The 15,300-nt window shown below is 47.5% G+C and carries 19 protein-coding genes; 18 read left to right on the forward strand and 1 reads right to left on the reverse strand.

Features of this window, described 5'->3' with window-relative positions:
* Positions 1-153 precede the first annotated feature (153 nt).
* The 5 genes from DC345_RS16545 (at position 154) to DC345_RS16565 (ending at position 4,682) form a co-directional block, all read left to right on the forward strand.
* Positions 154-732 carry a YqhR family membrane protein gene (locus tag DC345_RS16545; RefSeq protein WP_113054000.1) on the forward strand — a complete coding sequence of 193 codons (579 nt, stop codon included), beginning with the start codon at positions 154-156 and terminating at the stop codon, positions 730-732.
* Positions 733-809: 77 nt separating this feature from the next.
* Entirely contained in the window at positions 810-1,253 is a 444-nt protein-coding gene (gene aroQ / locus DC345_RS16550) for a type II 3-dehydroquinate dehydratase (RefSeq protein WP_076291868.1), read from the forward strand.
* 39 nt (positions 1,254-1,292) lie between these two features.
* Entirely contained in the window at positions 1,293-2,366 is a 1,074-nt protein-coding gene (locus DC345_RS16555) for a M24 family metallopeptidase (RefSeq protein ID WP_063565690.1), read from the forward strand.
* 313 nt (positions 2,367-2,679) lie between these two features.
* Positions 2,680-3,237 carry an elongation factor P gene (gene efp, locus DC345_RS16560; RefSeq protein WP_024631007.1) on the forward strand — a complete coding sequence of 186 codons (558 nt, stop codon included), beginning with the start codon at positions 2,680-2,682 and terminating at the stop codon, positions 3,235-3,237.
* A 191-nt stretch (positions 3,238-3,428) separates the two neighbouring features.
* Positions 3,429-4,682 (forward strand): aspartate kinase, encoded by a 1,254-nt coding sequence (locus DC345_RS16565; protein WP_113054001.1) that lies wholly within the window; start codon positions 3,429-3,431, stop codon positions 4,680-4,682.
* A 78-nt stretch (positions 4,683-4,760) separates the two neighbouring features.
* Here DC345_RS16565 and DC345_RS16570 read toward each other — a convergent pair whose 3' ends face one another.
* The gene (locus tag DC345_RS16570) at positions 4,761-5,510 is read right to left on the reverse strand and encodes a 2-phosphosulfolactate phosphatase (protein ID WP_113054002.1); all 750 of its coding nucleotides are present in this window, start codon (positions 5,508-5,510) and stop codon (positions 4,761-4,763) included.
* A gap of 276 nt (positions 5,511-5,786) precedes the next feature.
* On the opposite strand from DC345_RS16570, the gene spoIIIAA reads away from it, so the two are divergent.
* From spoIIIAA to DC345_RS16635, 13 genes are all read left to right on the forward strand, one after another.
* Entirely contained in the window at positions 5,787-6,791 is a 1,005-nt protein-coding gene (spoIIIAA, locus tag DC345_RS16575) for a stage III sporulation protein AA (RefSeq protein WP_076291872.1), read from the forward strand.
* Positions 6,784-7,302 (forward strand): stage III sporulation protein SpoIIIAB, encoded by a 519-nt coding sequence (spoIIIAB, locus tag DC345_RS16580; RefSeq protein ID WP_090900804.1) that lies wholly within the window; start codon positions 6,784-6,786, stop codon positions 7,300-7,302. The genes spoIIIAA and spoIIIAB overlap by 8 nt, the downstream gene beginning before the upstream one ends.
* Before the next feature lie 29 nt (positions 7,303-7,331).
* The gene (gene spoIIIAC, locus DC345_RS16585) at positions 7,332-7,535 is read left to right on the forward strand and encodes a stage III sporulation protein AC (protein ID WP_017687585.1); all 204 of its coding nucleotides are present in this window, start codon (positions 7,332-7,334) and stop codon (positions 7,533-7,535) included.
* A 32-nt stretch (positions 7,536-7,567) separates the two neighbouring features.
* Positions 7,568-7,957, forward strand: a complete 390-nt coding sequence (gene spoIIIAD, locus DC345_RS16590) for a stage III sporulation protein AD (RefSeq protein WP_017687586.1) — start codon at positions 7,568-7,570, stop codon at positions 7,955-7,957.
* Between the two features lie 21 nt (positions 7,958-7,978).
* Positions 7,979-9,169 (forward strand): stage III sporulation protein AE, encoded by a 1,191-nt coding sequence (gene spoIIIAE / locus DC345_RS16595; RefSeq protein WP_109998548.1) that lies wholly within the window; start codon positions 7,979-7,981, stop codon positions 9,167-9,169.
* A gap of 30 nt (positions 9,170-9,199) precedes the next feature.
* Complete coding sequence (gene spoIIIAF, locus DC345_RS16600) at positions 9,200-10,039, forward strand: stage III sporulation protein AF (RefSeq protein ID WP_113054003.1); 840 nt, start codon at positions 9,200-9,202, stop codon at positions 10,037-10,039.
* 15 nt (positions 10,040-10,054) lie between these two features.
* Positions 10,055-10,693: a stage III sporulation protein AG gene (gene spoIIIAG, locus DC345_RS16605; RefSeq protein WP_109998546.1), complete on the forward strand. Its 639-nt coding sequence runs from the start codon at positions 10,055-10,057 to the stop codon at positions 10,691-10,693.
* Between the two features lie 65 nt (positions 10,694-10,758).
* Entirely contained in the window at positions 10,759-11,598 is an 840-nt protein-coding gene (locus DC345_RS16610) for a SpoIIIAH-like family protein (protein WP_113054004.1), read from the forward strand.
* 139 nt (positions 11,599-11,737) lie between these two features.
* On the forward strand, positions 11,738-12,202 hold the full coding sequence (gene accB / locus DC345_RS16615) for an acetyl-CoA carboxylase biotin carboxyl carrier protein (RefSeq protein ID WP_113054062.1): 465 nt from the start codon (positions 11,738-11,740) through the stop codon (positions 12,200-12,202).
* Positions 12,203-12,257: 55 nt separating this feature from the next.
* Positions 12,258-13,601 carry an acetyl-CoA carboxylase biotin carboxylase subunit gene (gene accC, locus DC345_RS16620; RefSeq protein ID WP_099858204.1) on the forward strand — a complete coding sequence of 448 codons (1,344 nt, stop codon included), beginning with the start codon at positions 12,258-12,260 and terminating at the stop codon, positions 13,599-13,601.
* A gap of 226 nt (positions 13,602-13,827) precedes the next feature.
* On the forward strand, positions 13,828-14,238 hold the full coding sequence (locus DC345_RS16625; RefSeq protein ID WP_024630996.1) for an Asp23/Gls24 family envelope stress response protein: 411 nt from the start codon (positions 13,828-13,830) through the stop codon (positions 14,236-14,238).
* A 149-nt stretch (positions 14,239-14,387) separates the two neighbouring features.
* Positions 14,388-14,927, forward strand: a complete 540-nt coding sequence (amaP, locus tag DC345_RS16630; RefSeq protein WP_076291879.1) for an alkaline shock response membrane anchor protein AmaP — start codon at positions 14,388-14,390, stop codon at positions 14,925-14,927.
* 14 nt (positions 14,928-14,941) lie between these two features.
* Positions 14,942-15,175 (forward strand): DUF2273 domain-containing protein, encoded by a 234-nt coding sequence (locus DC345_RS16635; protein ID WP_053784412.1) that lies wholly within the window; start codon positions 14,942-14,944, stop codon positions 15,173-15,175.
* Positions 15,176-15,300 lie beyond the last annotated feature (125 nt).

A 15,300-nucleotide genomic window follows, 5' to 3' on the forward strand; every position in this document is an offset into this window, starting at 1 on the left:
GTATCGAATTTTGAGAGCAATTTCTAGTTTACGAGTCGATACAGGACCGATGTTGTTAACTTTGTCCTGATTTGTACATACTACCCGGTAGAGTTAGGACGAAAATGGAGATTTATTCACAGTTTTGCAAACTGAAGGTGAAGGAGAATATCGATGACAGAGCACACGAGTGAACACACATCCCATAAGGGAAATCAGCGTGCTGACAAAGGAGAGCAGAAGGACCGGGGGAGACGTCCTACCCAGCGACAAGGCCAGGCACATTATTTCACCAAGCCGTTCCCTTTTGCAGTGGAGCTAGGTTTTTTCGCAGGTTTCATCTGGGGAGGTTTGCATTGGCTGTTCTATCTGCTTCATTTTACGATTGTGCCATTGGGATTTTTGGCTGAACCATTTTTCAAACATAACTTCATCTATACTGCAGCGGGGCATTTGACTGGATGGCTGTTTTTTATTGTCTTTTCCGTTCTCACCTCCCTGATTTACACGTTCACTTTGAAAAAATGGAAAGGTCCGCTTCCAGGCATGGGTTACGGGATTTTTTGGTGGCTCATTATCTTTGTCCTGGTAGGTCCCAAACTGGAAATGGTGAAGCCCTTAAACCGCTTAACCTGGGATTCAATCATTACAGAATTTTGTTTCTTTTTGTTGTGGGGACTGTTTATCGGCTACACCGTAGCCATGGAGTTCACGGATGAACGGAAACGTGAGCCAGAGCAAGCGGGAGCATAGCCGCAAAAAAGCTTCTCAATCCGGCAATAGCTGTGTTAAAATAGCAGATGGTTATTTGCAGAAAGGGTGGAGCAGCTATGAAACGGATTGTTGTAATCAATGGCCCGAACCTGAACATGCTCGGTGTACGTGAACCCGGCATCTATGGAACGCTTAGTCTGAAGGATATTGAGGACAAAATTCGCAGACAGGCCGAGGAGCTGGGCGTCTCCATCGCTTTTTATCAATCCAATCACGAAGGGGACATCATTGATCGAATTCATGCAGCGATGGGCGATGCAGACGGAATCATGCTGAATGCCGGAGCGCTGACCCATTACAGCTATGCTGTGCGTGATGCCATCAATGCCGTAAAAGTTCCTACAGTAGAAGTACATCTATCCAACATTCATGCACGCGAAGCGTTCAGACATCATTCAGTAATTGCTGCAGAAACAATCGGGCAAATTGCCGGATTTGGCGAAGTAAGCTATGAACTGGGGCTGCTGGCTCTCGTGCGTCATCTGGACAAACAAACCTGAGCCGGGGACCCGGGAATGTGAGAGAAAGAAGGGTTACCGATGGAAAACAAACGAGTAAATAAGTTGCGTGAGGCCATGCATGAACATGAACTCACGGCTATGCTGATTACAAATCCGATTAACCGTCGTTATATGACGGGTTTTACAGGTTCAGCAGGATATGTGCTGATTACGGAACAGGAAGCTTATCTGCTTACCGATTTCCGTTACATGACACAGGCGCCGCAACAAGCCAAAGGATTTACCGTTGTGGAACATGGACCAAAACCGTTGGAATCCGTACGCGAATTGCTTGCATCGGCAAATATCAAACAGGTTGGCTTTGAGCAGGATCATGTCACTTATGGCACGCATACTGCTTATGCTGAAGCACTTCAGTCCATTGAATTGAAAGCTGTATCCGGTATAGTGGAGCAACTTCGCATGTTCAAGGACGAAGATGAGATCGCTGTAATGCAAAGAGCTGCGGATCTGGCAGATGCAACATTCAGTCACGTTTTGCAATTCGCAAAACCGGGTATGACTGAACGTGAAGTGGATTTGGAGATGGAGTTTTTCATGCGCAAACATGGAGCAACCTCCTCTTCATTCGACACCATTGTGGCATCGGGTGAACGTTCTGCTATGCCTCACGGTGTAGCAAGTGGCAAAGTCATCGGACAAAATGAGTTAATTACATTTGACTTTGGTGCACTTTTGGATGGATACTGTTCAGATCTGACACGTACCATCGCAACGGGCACACCTGTACCTGAACTGCGTAAAATTTACGATATCGTACTGGAAGCCCAGTTACATACGCTGGCGAACCTGAAACCGGGCATGACCGGGCGGGAAGCAGATGCATTGGCACGTGATATCATTGCAGGGCACGGCTACGGAGAGCAATTCGGACACAGCACGGGCCACGGTCTGGGCATGGAAGTCCATGAGGCTCCTCGTTTGTCCAAGCTTAGCGACGATGTATTGAAACCGGGCATGGTGGTAACCGTTGAACCGGGTATCTACATTGACGGCCTTGGCGGCGTGCGTATCGAGGATGACGTGGTGATTACCGAGACGGGTATTCACATTTTGACGAATTCGGACAAGAAGTTCACCGTAATCGGCTAAATTACAGCCGACGGTAATATAAGACGATTTTTAATTTATAGATACCTGTTATTGCTGATTGTTCTGGACCATTGCAAAAGTAGTGAAGGGAGCGGAATCGATTCTGAAGAAGCGAAGCGCTCGCCTTTGTCTCCTCATTTTAAACCTTATTAAAGTCTAATCGGGAAAATGAGGGGACAACAGCGATCGGAGGAACGATCCGAACCCGTAACGGTCACGTCGCACATGATCATCAATTCAGAATGAACCCACCTTTAAATTAACGCATCGTCTTATATCACCTACTTTTCAACCATATCAGGAGGGATTTTTTGTGATTTCAGTAAACGATTTTAAAACAGGCTTGACCGTACAAGTAGACAACGACATCTATACCGTACTTGATTTCCAACATGTTAAACCAGGTAAAGGCGCTGCCTTCGTACGTTCCAAGCTGAAAAACTTGCGCAACGGTAACACCGTTGAGAAAACATTCCGTGCAGGTGAAACCATCGGCCGTGCCATCATCGAAAACCGTGGCGTATCCTATCTGTATGCAAGTGGTACAGAGCACACATTCATGGACAACGAAACATATGATCAGTTCACACTGACAAGCGACCAACTGGAATGGGAATTGAACTTCCTCAAAGAAAACATGAACGTAAAAATCGTTAGCTACCAAGGTGAAATTCTCGGAATTGACTTGCCTACAAGCGTAGAGTTGAAAGTTATCGAGACCGAGCCAAGCGTAAAAGGTAACACAGCACAAGGCGCTACAAAAAATGCTAAAGTTGAAACAGGCTTGAATGTACAAGTGCCATTGTTCATCAACGAAGGCGATGTCCTGCTGATCGATACTCGTGAAGGTAAATACTCTTCCCGCGCGTAACGTTCACATGGTGTAAGCTAAATAAAGCGTTAATTCAACCCTTTGCCGTTTCTCTGGCAAAGGGTTTTTTCGAAAAAAGATTAGCCTATCAGACGCTTTCGTAATATACTGGGTTAAAGTCATTTTTCGGAGAGAATAATGACGATGGACATCAATTATGCATACTGCACAAGGTAGGGAGTGGATTTGCGTTGTCATTGTACGTCATGAAATTTGGGGGCAGCTCGGTCGGAGATACAGAACGCATGAAGCGTGTAGCCGGACGTGTTGTAGAAAAAGCGGATGAAGGACATCAGTGTGTAGTCGTGGTTTCGGCCATGGGGGATACCACGGATGATTTGATTGATCAGGCGAAACAGCTGAACAGTGAATTGCCTGCACGTGAGATGGATATGCTTTTGACTACGGGAGAACAGATCTCGATTTCATTGTTATCCATGGCGATTCAGGCGCTGGGCCGCAAAGCCATTTCATTTACAGGCTGGCAAGCGGGATTTCGTACAGAGCCGGTACACGGCAAAGCTCGGATTAACGATATTCATCCGGAACGGGTGAATCAGGCGTTGGCAGAAGGCAACATTGTAATCGTTGCAGGCTTCCAGGGAATGACGGAAAACGGCGAGATTACGACGCTTGGCCGCGGCGGATCGGATACAACAGCAGTAGCTTTGGCAGCAGCCATCAAGGCTGACGCTTGCGAGATTTACACGGATGTAGACGGTATCTATTCCACCGATCCACGAATCGTGAAGGTTGCACGCAAGCTTAAGGAAATTTCGTACGACGAGATGCTGGAACTTGCCAATCTGGGAGCAGCGGTATTGCATCCGCGTGCAGTTGAATACGCGAAGCATTCCGGTGTGCCTTTGATTGTACGATCCAGCTTTAACCATAATGAAGGAACGGTTGTGAAGGAGGAAGCAACAATGGAACAAGGCGTGGTAGTTAGTGGAATTGCCTATGACAAAAATGTGGCTCGCATCAGTATTCTGGGTGTACCAGACGTACCGGGGGTTCTCGCTGAAGTATTTGGTGCCCTTGCATCAGAACAGCTGGATGTCGACATTATCGTTCAGAGCGGTGTGATGGATGGTAAAGCAGACTTCTCGTTCTCTGTTGCGCTATCTGACCGGGAGAACGCACTGCGTGTCATTGAAGCTCTTCATAGCCGCCTGCCTTACCGTGAAGTTACTTCTGAAGAAAACCTGGTTAAAGTCTCCATCGTTGGTGCAGGCATGGTTAGCCATCCTGGTGTTGCTGCGAAGATGTTCAAAGTCATCTCGGGCGAAGGTGTTAGCATTAAAATGGTCAGCACTTCCGAAATCAAGGTATCTTGTGTAATTGATGGAGAGAAGCTTCATGACGTAATCAAGGCGCTGCATACAGCGTATGATTTGGATACAGCTGAGCAAGCCGTAATTGGTGGACCGCAAGTTCGCAGATAAAGAGCGGAAATTGTAAAGAAACACCAAAGGTGTACTGTGAGTTCCCATTCGGGATCACAGTACACCTTTTTAGATTGTTCACAGCAATTTAAACAACGGTTCCTTACGCGTTCCTCTGAAAGGTTGCATCCGGTTCCCTTCACCCATCTCTGGAACGCAGTCCAGCAAGTTCAATTGGGTACAATACGTTACGTCATGCATCCTCCCCAACCTCTCCAATCTTCGGCCACCAGCGGATACTCTAATCAGATCGGGTAATTTGTCCTCGGCATGAGTAGCCGCCTGATGGAGAGCCAACCCCAAATCGTTCAGCATAATGGGAAAAGGAGATTGTCGGTACAACTCCTCGATAATGCTGCCTGCACATAAACCATCCTCCAGCGCAAACTCATCCTGATCCCCGGCGCATAACAATAAGATATCCCGGCGTAGCTCGCACAGAACAGCCGCCACAGCTTTCACATTGAGAAATGAGCCTGCAAACACATGTCTGGCCTTGGATGCCTTGATCAAGGCACGCGTACCATCTGTGGTAGTCAGAATAATGGTTTTACCCGCAATATTTGGAGTCATATATTCATAGGGGGAATTACCCACCTCGAATCCTGTAATTTTTTTATCAAAACGCTCCCCGCCTCGAATGGCATCCTTCACGTTCAATTGTTTCGCTTGAGGAACAGTTTCTACAGCAATAATATCCACTGCATCGTATGCCAGTGCCGTAACAATGGTACTGGTCGTTCGCAACACATCGATAACGACCACACAGCGTCCTGCAATATCCATTCTTCGAACTTCATTCACATTGCCTACCACATCGACTCGCATCCCCCACAACTCCTTTCTATATTTGGGGATAGTTGATTCTGTCCTTTTTTATCCCGGAATGTTTATCACCTGTCTGCAAGCACTATATGCACTTGGATCTAGACGGGTGCCTAGAACTGAAATAGTAGGCTGATCTATGATTTTTAACTCTCCTCCCTATTTTGAAGAAAATGATAGATTTCAGCGTCATAAATTCAATGTACACACATAAACTTGAGATATGAACAAGCACCAGGAACGCAATAAAACCGAATTCAAGGTTGGAGGGGCCTATTCATGATGGTGAACTGGAAGGATCTCTTTCCGGAACCGATTCGAACCATTCTGGGAAGAATGCCGCCCGCTTTATTGGATAAAGTGGAGGAAGTACGTATCCGTGAAGGAAGACCACTGGAAATCAATGCAGGAGACACTTATCACTTCCTCACACCCCAGGGCAGTCCGACTTCGAAGCCTGATGAAGCCTATATTCCCTTAAAAGAGGTAACACACAGGCTGCTGGATCTGATCAGCAATCATTCGCTTTATACATTGGAAGAGGAGCTGCGTAAAGGGTTCATCACCATTCCTGGCGGGCACAGAATCGGACTGGCTGGCCGGACGGTGTTAAGTGGAGGCCGCGTCGAATACCTGCGCGACATTAATGGATTTAATGTTAGGGTGGCCCGAGAGATTCACGGAGTCGCTGATCGGATTCTGCCGTATCTGTTGGACATGAAAAGTGGACAGGTCATGCACACCTTAATTCTTTCACCTCCGCAGCAAGGCAAGACCACATTACTGCGGGATCTGGCAAGACAGATTAGCAGTGGTACCAAACTTACGGGTGTCAATGAACTTGTTCAGGGCATACGTCCACGTCTAAAGGTTGGCATCGTTGATGAGCGGTCTGAAATCGCTGGAAGCTACAAGGGCGTACCTGGATTTGACGTAGGACCTCGTACAGATGTCATGGACGGATGTCCAAAGGCTGAGGGCATGATGATGATGCTTCGCTCCATGTCTCCCGATGTCCTGATCGTGGACGAGATAGGCCGACCGGAAGATGCTGAGGCGGTCATGGAAGCACTCCATGCAGGCGTATCTGTCATCGCTACTGCGCATGGTCGTGATCTGGCTGAGCTTTCTTCAAGACCTGCACTGAGAACCCTGATCGTCGAGCAGATGTTCCAACGCTATGTACAGCTGCAACGGACGAGCCGGGGCATGACCTTTCGATTGGCCGATGGCAAAATGCGTGGTCTCCAGCAGGCGGAAGTGGGAGGTGAGGCCTTTGGTTAACATGCTCGGTGCCGTCATCATTCTGCTGGCCAGTACCCTCGCGGGATTCTACAAAGCAAGGCAGTATGCCTTGAGGCCAAGACAACTGCGAGAATTAATCGCCGCTCTCCAGCGGTTGATGACAGAGATTAACTACGGGCTGACCCCGTTACCTGATGCCATGGGGAAAATGGGAGCCCAGACAAAAGAGCCTGTTCGGACCCTATTTCTCCACGCAGCCAAACAGATGGAACCACCTCATGGACATACTGCTCGTGAGAGTCTTCAGTCTGGTATAGAAGAGGCGTGGGGAAGATCAGCCATGAAGGCGGACGAGCGGGAGGTCATGCTGCAATTGAGCTTCAGCCTTGGCACCAGCGATCGTCAGGATCAGACCAAGCACATCTCGTTAGCCATTCAGCAACTTATGCATGAGGAATCCCGTGCCCAAGCCGATCAAATGAAATATGAACGAATGTGCCGCAGTCTCGGGATGCTTGTCGGAGCGTTAATCGTCATTCTGATCTTCTGAAATAGCCGGGATAGTGAGGTGCCAAGGTCATGAATTTAGAAGTGAACGCAATCTTTCAAATTGCGGGCATCGGAATCATTATTGCAATGATTCATACGGTGCTGAAACAAATGGGAAAGGAAGATATGGCTCACTGGGTGACCGTGATCGGATTTGTCGTCGTATTGTTCATGGTGGTCCGCATGCTGGACAGCCTGCTGCAAGAGATCAAATCGATATTTCTTTTTCAATGAAAACGGTCATGAAGCCGGGATGGTGGTGACCTGTGGAAATTATCCAAGTTGTAGGTCTGGCGCTCATCGCAACGGTGCTCATTCTAGTTATCAAAGAACAGAAGCCCATGTTTGCTTTTCTGATTGCTGCTGCTACCGGAATCGTAATCTTCATGCTGCTGATTGGCAAGATTGGCGCGGTAATCGAAGTGTTAAAACGGCTTGCCGAAAATTCAGGCATGGAGAGCATTTATCTGAAAACGGTACTGAAAATTATAGGTATAGCGTACATTGCTGAATTCGGAGCACAGATTGTCAGGGATGCAGGCCAGGAGAGCATAGCTTCCAAAATTGAACTTGCTGGCAAGGTGCTGATCCTTGTACTCGCGATACCAATCATCAGCATTATTATCGAAACCGTCATGAAGCTGATGCCGGTGTAGAGGGAGGCGTGCGGACTTCATATGAAAATGATGCATCACAAGCCGCAGTGGCGCCTTACCTTCGTGCTGACGCTGTGTTTTCTGTTTGCGATCATGGGACAGGTATTCGCGGGTTCTCCCTCGGGAGAGTGGATGCAGCAGCAGGCTGACCAGCTTCCCAAGGATCAGGTAGAAAAATATTGGGACCAACTCATGCAACAATACGGTGGTTTTTTCCCCGAAGGAAAAACGCCTTCCTTTATGGATATGTTAATGCCCGGCAATGAAGGGTTTAGCCTGAAATCAGTGTTTATAGCAATTGGAACCTTCATGCTGCATGAGATTTTATATAACGGCAAACTTCTGGTCACGATTGTGATGTTAAGTGTGCTGAGCATGATTCTGGAGACATTACAGACCGCTTTTGAGAAAAACAATATTAGCAAAATAGCATACTCCATCTGTTATATGGTCATTATTATCATCGCTATAAACAGCTTCAGTGTGGCGATTGGATATGCCAAGGATGCCATAGCCAGCATGATCAACTTTATGATGGCCATGGTACCCCTGTTGTTTACGCTGCTGGCTTCAATGGGGAATGTCATTACCGTTTCTGTGACCCATCCGCTGATCATTTTCATGATTCATCTGGTTGGTACATTAATCCACATGCTGGTGTTTCCGCTACTCTTTTTCTCAGCCGTATTACATCTCGTCAGCTCCTTGTCCGACAAGTACAAGCTTACACAGCTGGCAGACCTGTTACGGAACATTAGTGTGGCTCTGCTCGGTATACTGCTTACGATGTTTCTGGGCGTAATTTCGGTTCAGGGGGCATCGGGCTCTGTGGCAGATGGGGTCAGTCTAAAAGCGGCGAAGTACATCGCAGGCAACTTTGTCCCCATTGTTGGCCGAACGTTTGCGGATGCAACGGACACGGTTATCACAGCGTCACTGCTGGTGAAAAATGCAATCGGACTAACAGGTGTCATCATCATCTTGTTTCTATGTGCGTTTCCTGCACTTAAAATTCTGACGTTAGCCCTGATCTACAACATAACTGGCGCGATCATGCAGCCGTTAGGAGATACGCCGATTGTAGGATGTCTGCAGGCGATAGGCAAAAGCATGCTTTATGTATTTGCAGCACTGGCGGCTGTGGGACTGATGTTTTTTCTGGCAATCACGATCCTGCTAACCGCAGGCAATCTGACCGTCATGATGAGATGAGGGGATGCTTGAGAGAAAGGGGCTGGAAGGATGGGGTGGCTGAGCAGCTGGCTCCGGGAATTGATCATGATCGTTCTACTGGCGACTTTCGTGGATATGTTGTTGCCCAATCGATCCATGGAGCGTTATGTCAAGCTTGTGCTGAGCTTTCTTATCCTGCTGACCCTGTTATCGCCCATAACGAAGCTTTTGAAAAGTGATCCGGTTGGCGAGCTTAAGCGAGCGATGACCGCCATGGATTCGCCATCTGATGGAAATGCAACACTTGAACAGATTTTGGCTCAAGGCAGGCGGCTGCAATCCAATGAACAGGAACAGTCGCTGCAATGGACAGCCAAAGAGCTGGCTAACGTAATGAAAGGGCAAATTGAAGAAACAACCGGGGAGAGAGTGCAGTCTGTTGAGGTAAAGCTCGCAATGGATACTACTAAGCCGGAGACGGACTTGGCTTCCTCGGTGGAACTTCCGGTGATCCAGTATGTTTTGGTGGAGATGACAGGTGAGGCAGCAGCGGGGAAAGTCAACTCCAATACGGCTCAACAGGAAGCTACGGAAACGACAAAACCGATATTCGACTCTGACCCGGAATCCGAAGCCACTGAATCACCTCCAGTAAAGGAGCCAATCCAGATTGGCCAGATCGAAGTCCCGGATGTACAGATCGAGGTGAACAGCGGCAGCAATCAAAATGGACAAGAAGATGGCTCCACACCTGTGTCGGGTGAGCAGACAGAGACAAACTCTCAGCAAGGACAGACGTCATCCCGATCTGAACGAGCAGTACAAATTATTACGCTGTTGACTGAGAAGTGGGATATTGATGCAAACAAGGTTCAGGTGAAAGAAAAGAAAAACGCTTCGGCGTTGTAAGAAGGAGGGTATCCGATGAGGCAATGGCTCAAAAAGATGGAAAGCTGGCTCGGCGGAGGAGAAGGCGGGCAGCGGCGCAGTCAAACCTTTCGTTGGCTGATTATCCTTGGTTTGATCGGAGTCGGAATCATGTTGTTCAATTCCTTCGTCAATGTCAAAAAGATTGATTCCGAAAATATCGGTCGTGAACCTCCTGATCCGGCTACATCGATGGCATCCATACAGACGGATCCGACGGATCAGAATCCATTTCAGGCGATAGAGATTGCATTTGAGGACAAGATCAAGGGTGTGCTGGAAAATATCGTAGGTGTGGGAACTGTTGATGTGATGGTTACCGTGGATTCTACAGAGGAACTTGTTGTACAGCGTAATGTGAAGGATTCACAGCAGCTCACCGAAGAAACGGATGCAAACGGGGGAAAGCGACATATGACGCAATATACCCGGGATGGCGAGATTATTACGTATGAAATATCAGGGGATCAGACACCGATTGTCACGAAAAAGCTCAAACCGCAGATCCGGGGTGTGCTTGTCGTTGCCAGAGGTGCAGAGAACAAGGTTGTGAAGGACCTGATTACAGATGCTGTGGAAAAAGGACTGAATGTTGCGGCCTACCGGATTTCGGTTGTTCCGCGCAAGCAGGATTAATCCCAAACCATGAAACACAAGATTTCATGTCATAAGAATGAAGCCAATTCGAGGAGGAAGTTCTAATGAATAATAAACGTCAAACGGTATGGCTCGTATCCATGCTGAGTCTGATGGTCATTTTGTCCGCTTATTACCTGTTCACTGAAGATTCCGGTCCGGTTAATACGCCTGTAGCTGAGAGCACGCAGGTGGATGGTATGAAACAGGGAGAAGCGAAGGAAACGGCTGGAATCCTTGATCCAACAGAAGGTCTGGTTGTGAATGAAGTGGTGAATGGCGGCGAAGTTACAGGGACTGAAGGAGATCAAACAGCTGCTGAATCTGTGGATAATCCTGCGGTTGTAGATGGCAAAGAAGCTGGAGACACCGAGAAATCACCGGCTGCGGAATCGGGAGAGAAACAAGGTGAAGCGGGTAAAGGCAGCGAGAAAGGGACAGACAAAGGCGCTGCAACCACTCCTGATGCAAGTACCGGAACAGACAGCAAGGCAACGAAAACAGATGAGGACGTTCTCAAGGAGATGGAGGAACAGAATACGGCGGCATCTGCGAGCAGCCAGTTCCAGAACTACCAGTGGCAGCGTGAGGAGAGCAACAATCGGAAGTATGAGGAACTCATGACCGTTGCGGGTGATCTGAGCAAAACGCCAGAAGAAAATGCCAAAGCAACAGAGCAGCTTCGTACGCTGGAAGAAAAAGAAGCCAAAATCAATGGAATTGAAGAAACCCTGTCTCAGCAGTTTGCCAATGCCATCGTTCAAGAGGATGCCGACAAGTATAAAGTCGTTGTTCTCAGTGACAAATTGGATGTTAAACAGGCGGTTTCCATTGTGGATCTGGTTATGAAAGAACTGGCTGTGTCCCAAAATAAAATCAGCGTGCAATACGTGACAGAACAGTAATCTAAAATATGGAAAAGTAGCCCCGAGAGCTGGAATAGATCTCGGGCTCTTTCCATTTTTAATGATTATGATATAATACATAAAGCCATATGACCGTCCTAGTGAGACTGGCATGATGCCGAAGGAGTGAATAATGGAAATGTTTAAATTGAGTGAGATCAAAGAGCTGATCAAACTGGTAGATGAAAGTTCCGTTCAAGAGTTGGAAATTGAAAATGAAGGATCACGGTTGTCGATTCGCAAACCGGGTAAAACCGAGTATGTTCAGACAGCTGCTATTCAACCGCAAATGATTGCTGCACCACAGGTGCAACCGGCTGCAGTTGTAGCTGAGGCTGCTCCGCAAGTCGATACTACAAGTCATTTACATAAAATTGTATCTCCGATGGTGGGTACTTTTTACAGAGCTTCCTCGCCGGAAGCAGGTCCTTTTGTAAGCGCTGGTGATAAAGTTGTTGAGAAAACAACGGTATGTATCATTGAGGCGATGAAGCTGATGAACGAGCTTGATGCTGACATCAAGGGAGAAATCGTTGAAGTGTTGGTTGAGAACGGACAGCTGGTTGAGTATGGACAACCCCTGTTCCTGGTGAAACCGGAATAACGGTTACAGCCGCATAACGGCAACTGCATGAGCTTCGAAGGAGGACAATAACGAAATGAAATTTCAAAAAATACTGATTGCGAACCGTGGCGAAATTGCGGTACGTATTATTCGTGCCTGTCGTGAAATCGGCATTTCGACGGTAGCAGTCTATTCGGAAGCGGATAAAGACTCCCTGCATGTTCGTCTTGCAGATGAAGCGTATTGTATCGGGCCTACACTTTCGAAAGACAGTTATCTAAACTTTACTAACCTGATGAGTGTAGCTACACTGACGGAATGTGATGCGATCCACCCGGGCTACGGATTCCTGGCAGAGAACGCTGATTTTGCAGAAATCTGTGGTTCCTGCAATATTACGTTCATCGGCCCATCTCCGGAAGCCATTACCAAAATGGGTGATAAGGCTGTTGCCAAACAAACGATGAAGGATGCAGGTGTACCTGTCATTCCGGGATCCGACGGTTTGGTTGAAAATATGAATGAAGCCATTATGATTGCTAGAGATATTGGATATCCTGTCATTATCAAAGCTACCGCTGGTGGTGGAGGTAAAGGTATTCGTATTGCTGAAGATGAAGAAACGCTGATCAAGCAAATAACAGCTGCCCAGCAGGAAGCACAGAAAGCTTTCGGTAATGCCGGAGTATATCTGGAGAAATTCCTGACAGGCATGAAGCACGTAGAGATTCAGATCATTGCAGACAAACATGGAAATGCAGTGCATCTGGGTGAGCGTGATTGTTCCGTTCAGCGTCGTCGTCAAAAGCTGGTGGAAGAAGCACCTTGTCCAATCATCTCTGAAGATGTGCGTACATTGATGGGAGAAGCCGCAGTGCGGGCGGCGCTTGCCGTGGATTACTCGGGAGCAGGTACACTTGAGTTTTTGCTCAGCCCTAACGGTGAATTCTATTTCATGGAAATGAATACACGTATTCAGGTTGAACACCCTGTAACAGAGATGGTAACAGGAGTGGATCTGATCCGCGAAATGATTTCGGTAGCTGAAGGCAATCCACTTTCTTTCCGTCAGGAAGATGTTGTGATCAATGGCTGGTCCATTGAGTGCCGTATTAACGCAGAAGATCCGGACCGTAACTTTATGCCGTCACCAGGCAAAATTGGTTTCTACCTTGCACCAGGAGGACCGGGTGTACGTGTAGATAGTGCAGCTTATCCGGGGTACACGATCTCTCCTTATTACGACTCCATGATCGCTAAATTGATCGTATGGGGAGCAAACCGGGAAGAGGCCATCGCGAAGATGAAGCGTGCATTGGCTGAGTTTGCGATTGAAGGTATCTCCACAACGATTCCTTTTCATCAGAAATTACTGGATCATCCAACGTTTGTTCGGGGTGACTTTGATATCAAATTTCTTGAAGAAAATGAGATTTAAAAGGTATATTGGGCTTGTTTGTCATAATGTAGCCCAAATGATATAGTATGTAATAATAAGAGCGCATGTCTCCTGCAGAGGATAAGCCGCCGCACATACGCGGATGAAGGTTGCAGGAGTTCCGGTAAAGCCGGACCGGAAGGGTTCTGAAGGCCAGATTGGCCTGAGTACCAGCGCCCTGACGGATGGCCGCAAACTTATTTCGCGAAAGGTGTGTTGAACAGTTATGAGTACACTGCCGACAGAATTTGAACGAACGGATATCGGTGAAATCCAGATCGCACCTGAAGTTATTGAAGTGATTGCTGGACTGGCTACAGTTGAAGTCAAAGGTGTTGCAGGCATGAGCGGCGGATTTGCTGGTGGATTTGCTGAATTGCTTGGTCGCAAAAACCTTTCCAAAGGCGTTAAGGTTGAAGTAGGTCAGCGTGAAGCCGCTGTGGATGTTTCCGTTATTATTGAATATGGTTACCGTCTGCCACAGGTGGCTACCGAAATTCAACAGAACGTGAAGCGTTCCATCGAGAACATGACAGGATTGAATGTGAATGAAGTTAATGTGCACATTCATGACGTTCAGTTCAAGAGCACAGAGAAAGTGGAAGAAATCGACCTGAACAGTCAGCGTGTAAAATAAAAGAAGACAGATTCCCCCGGCATCACTGCCGGGGGTTATCCCGTCTTGGACAGGTCTTCATAAAAAGCGGAAGCTTGCACCTGAGGATCAACCTTTTTGCCAAAGTGCAGGTTAAGCCATGTTAGTGAGCAAGGGAGGCTGTGCAGTTCGTGGCTAAAATACTGGATCGGCTTCTGTTGTTTATATACAGCATAAGCGTTGGAGCAATATCGGCAGCAGTCATACTTCTTATCAGTGGTGTGCTGCCTTACGAATTGAATTACCAGCAGGAACAAAACGTTATTATTGCAGCCGTTGTTGCAGCAGCGATTTTGTTTATCCTGAGTTTGCGATTTTTCTACATCTCGGTTCGGCGTGATCGTGCTTCATTGCCGTCTGTAGATCAGCGTACTGAGTATGGTGATGTGCAGATTTCGATGGAAACGATTGAAAATCTCTGTCTCAAAGCGACTTCCCGTTTCCGGGGAGTACGTGATGTCAAAGCTCGTATTCGTGTGGTCGAATCCGGACTGGAGATTATGATCCGTGCAGTCGTGGATGGCGAGACGCCAATCCCGACGCTGACGGCCGATCTGCAGAAGGCAATACATGATCATGTACAGGAGATTACGGGTATCCCTGTTTCTTTTGTCACCGTGTATATTGCCAATGTTACCCAGTCGCCAAACTACAAGAGTCGAGTGGAATGAGGTGAGTTTCACTGATGCTGTGGAGAGAGATTTGGGATAGTCACAGAGGCCGAATTACCGGAATTGTCGGCGGCATCTTTTTTGGATTTCTTTATGTATGGATCGGTTTTTGGGATATGTTGTTCTTTGCACTCTTGGTGTTCATCGGTTATACGTTAGGCAGACGAAGCGACTCGAAGTTGGGCTCGTTCATTCCCTGGAGGGAATGGGGGCAATGGCTTGGCGATCGCTGGCGTCCCTTTAAGTGAGCCACCTGAACCCTGCAATATGTTTCTTCCGAAAATAGAGCTGTAGTTTAGGTTGCCCGTTTTTTGGAGGAAACGATTGCAGGTTTTTTTGTGAAAAGGGATAACAATATAATAAGATCTCTGAT

Origin of the sequence: Paenibacillus taichungensis, from assembly GCF_003287275.1 — a bacterium.
Lineage (GTDB): Bacteria > Bacillota > Bacilli > Paenibacillales > Paenibacillaceae > Paenibacillus > Paenibacillus taichungensis_A.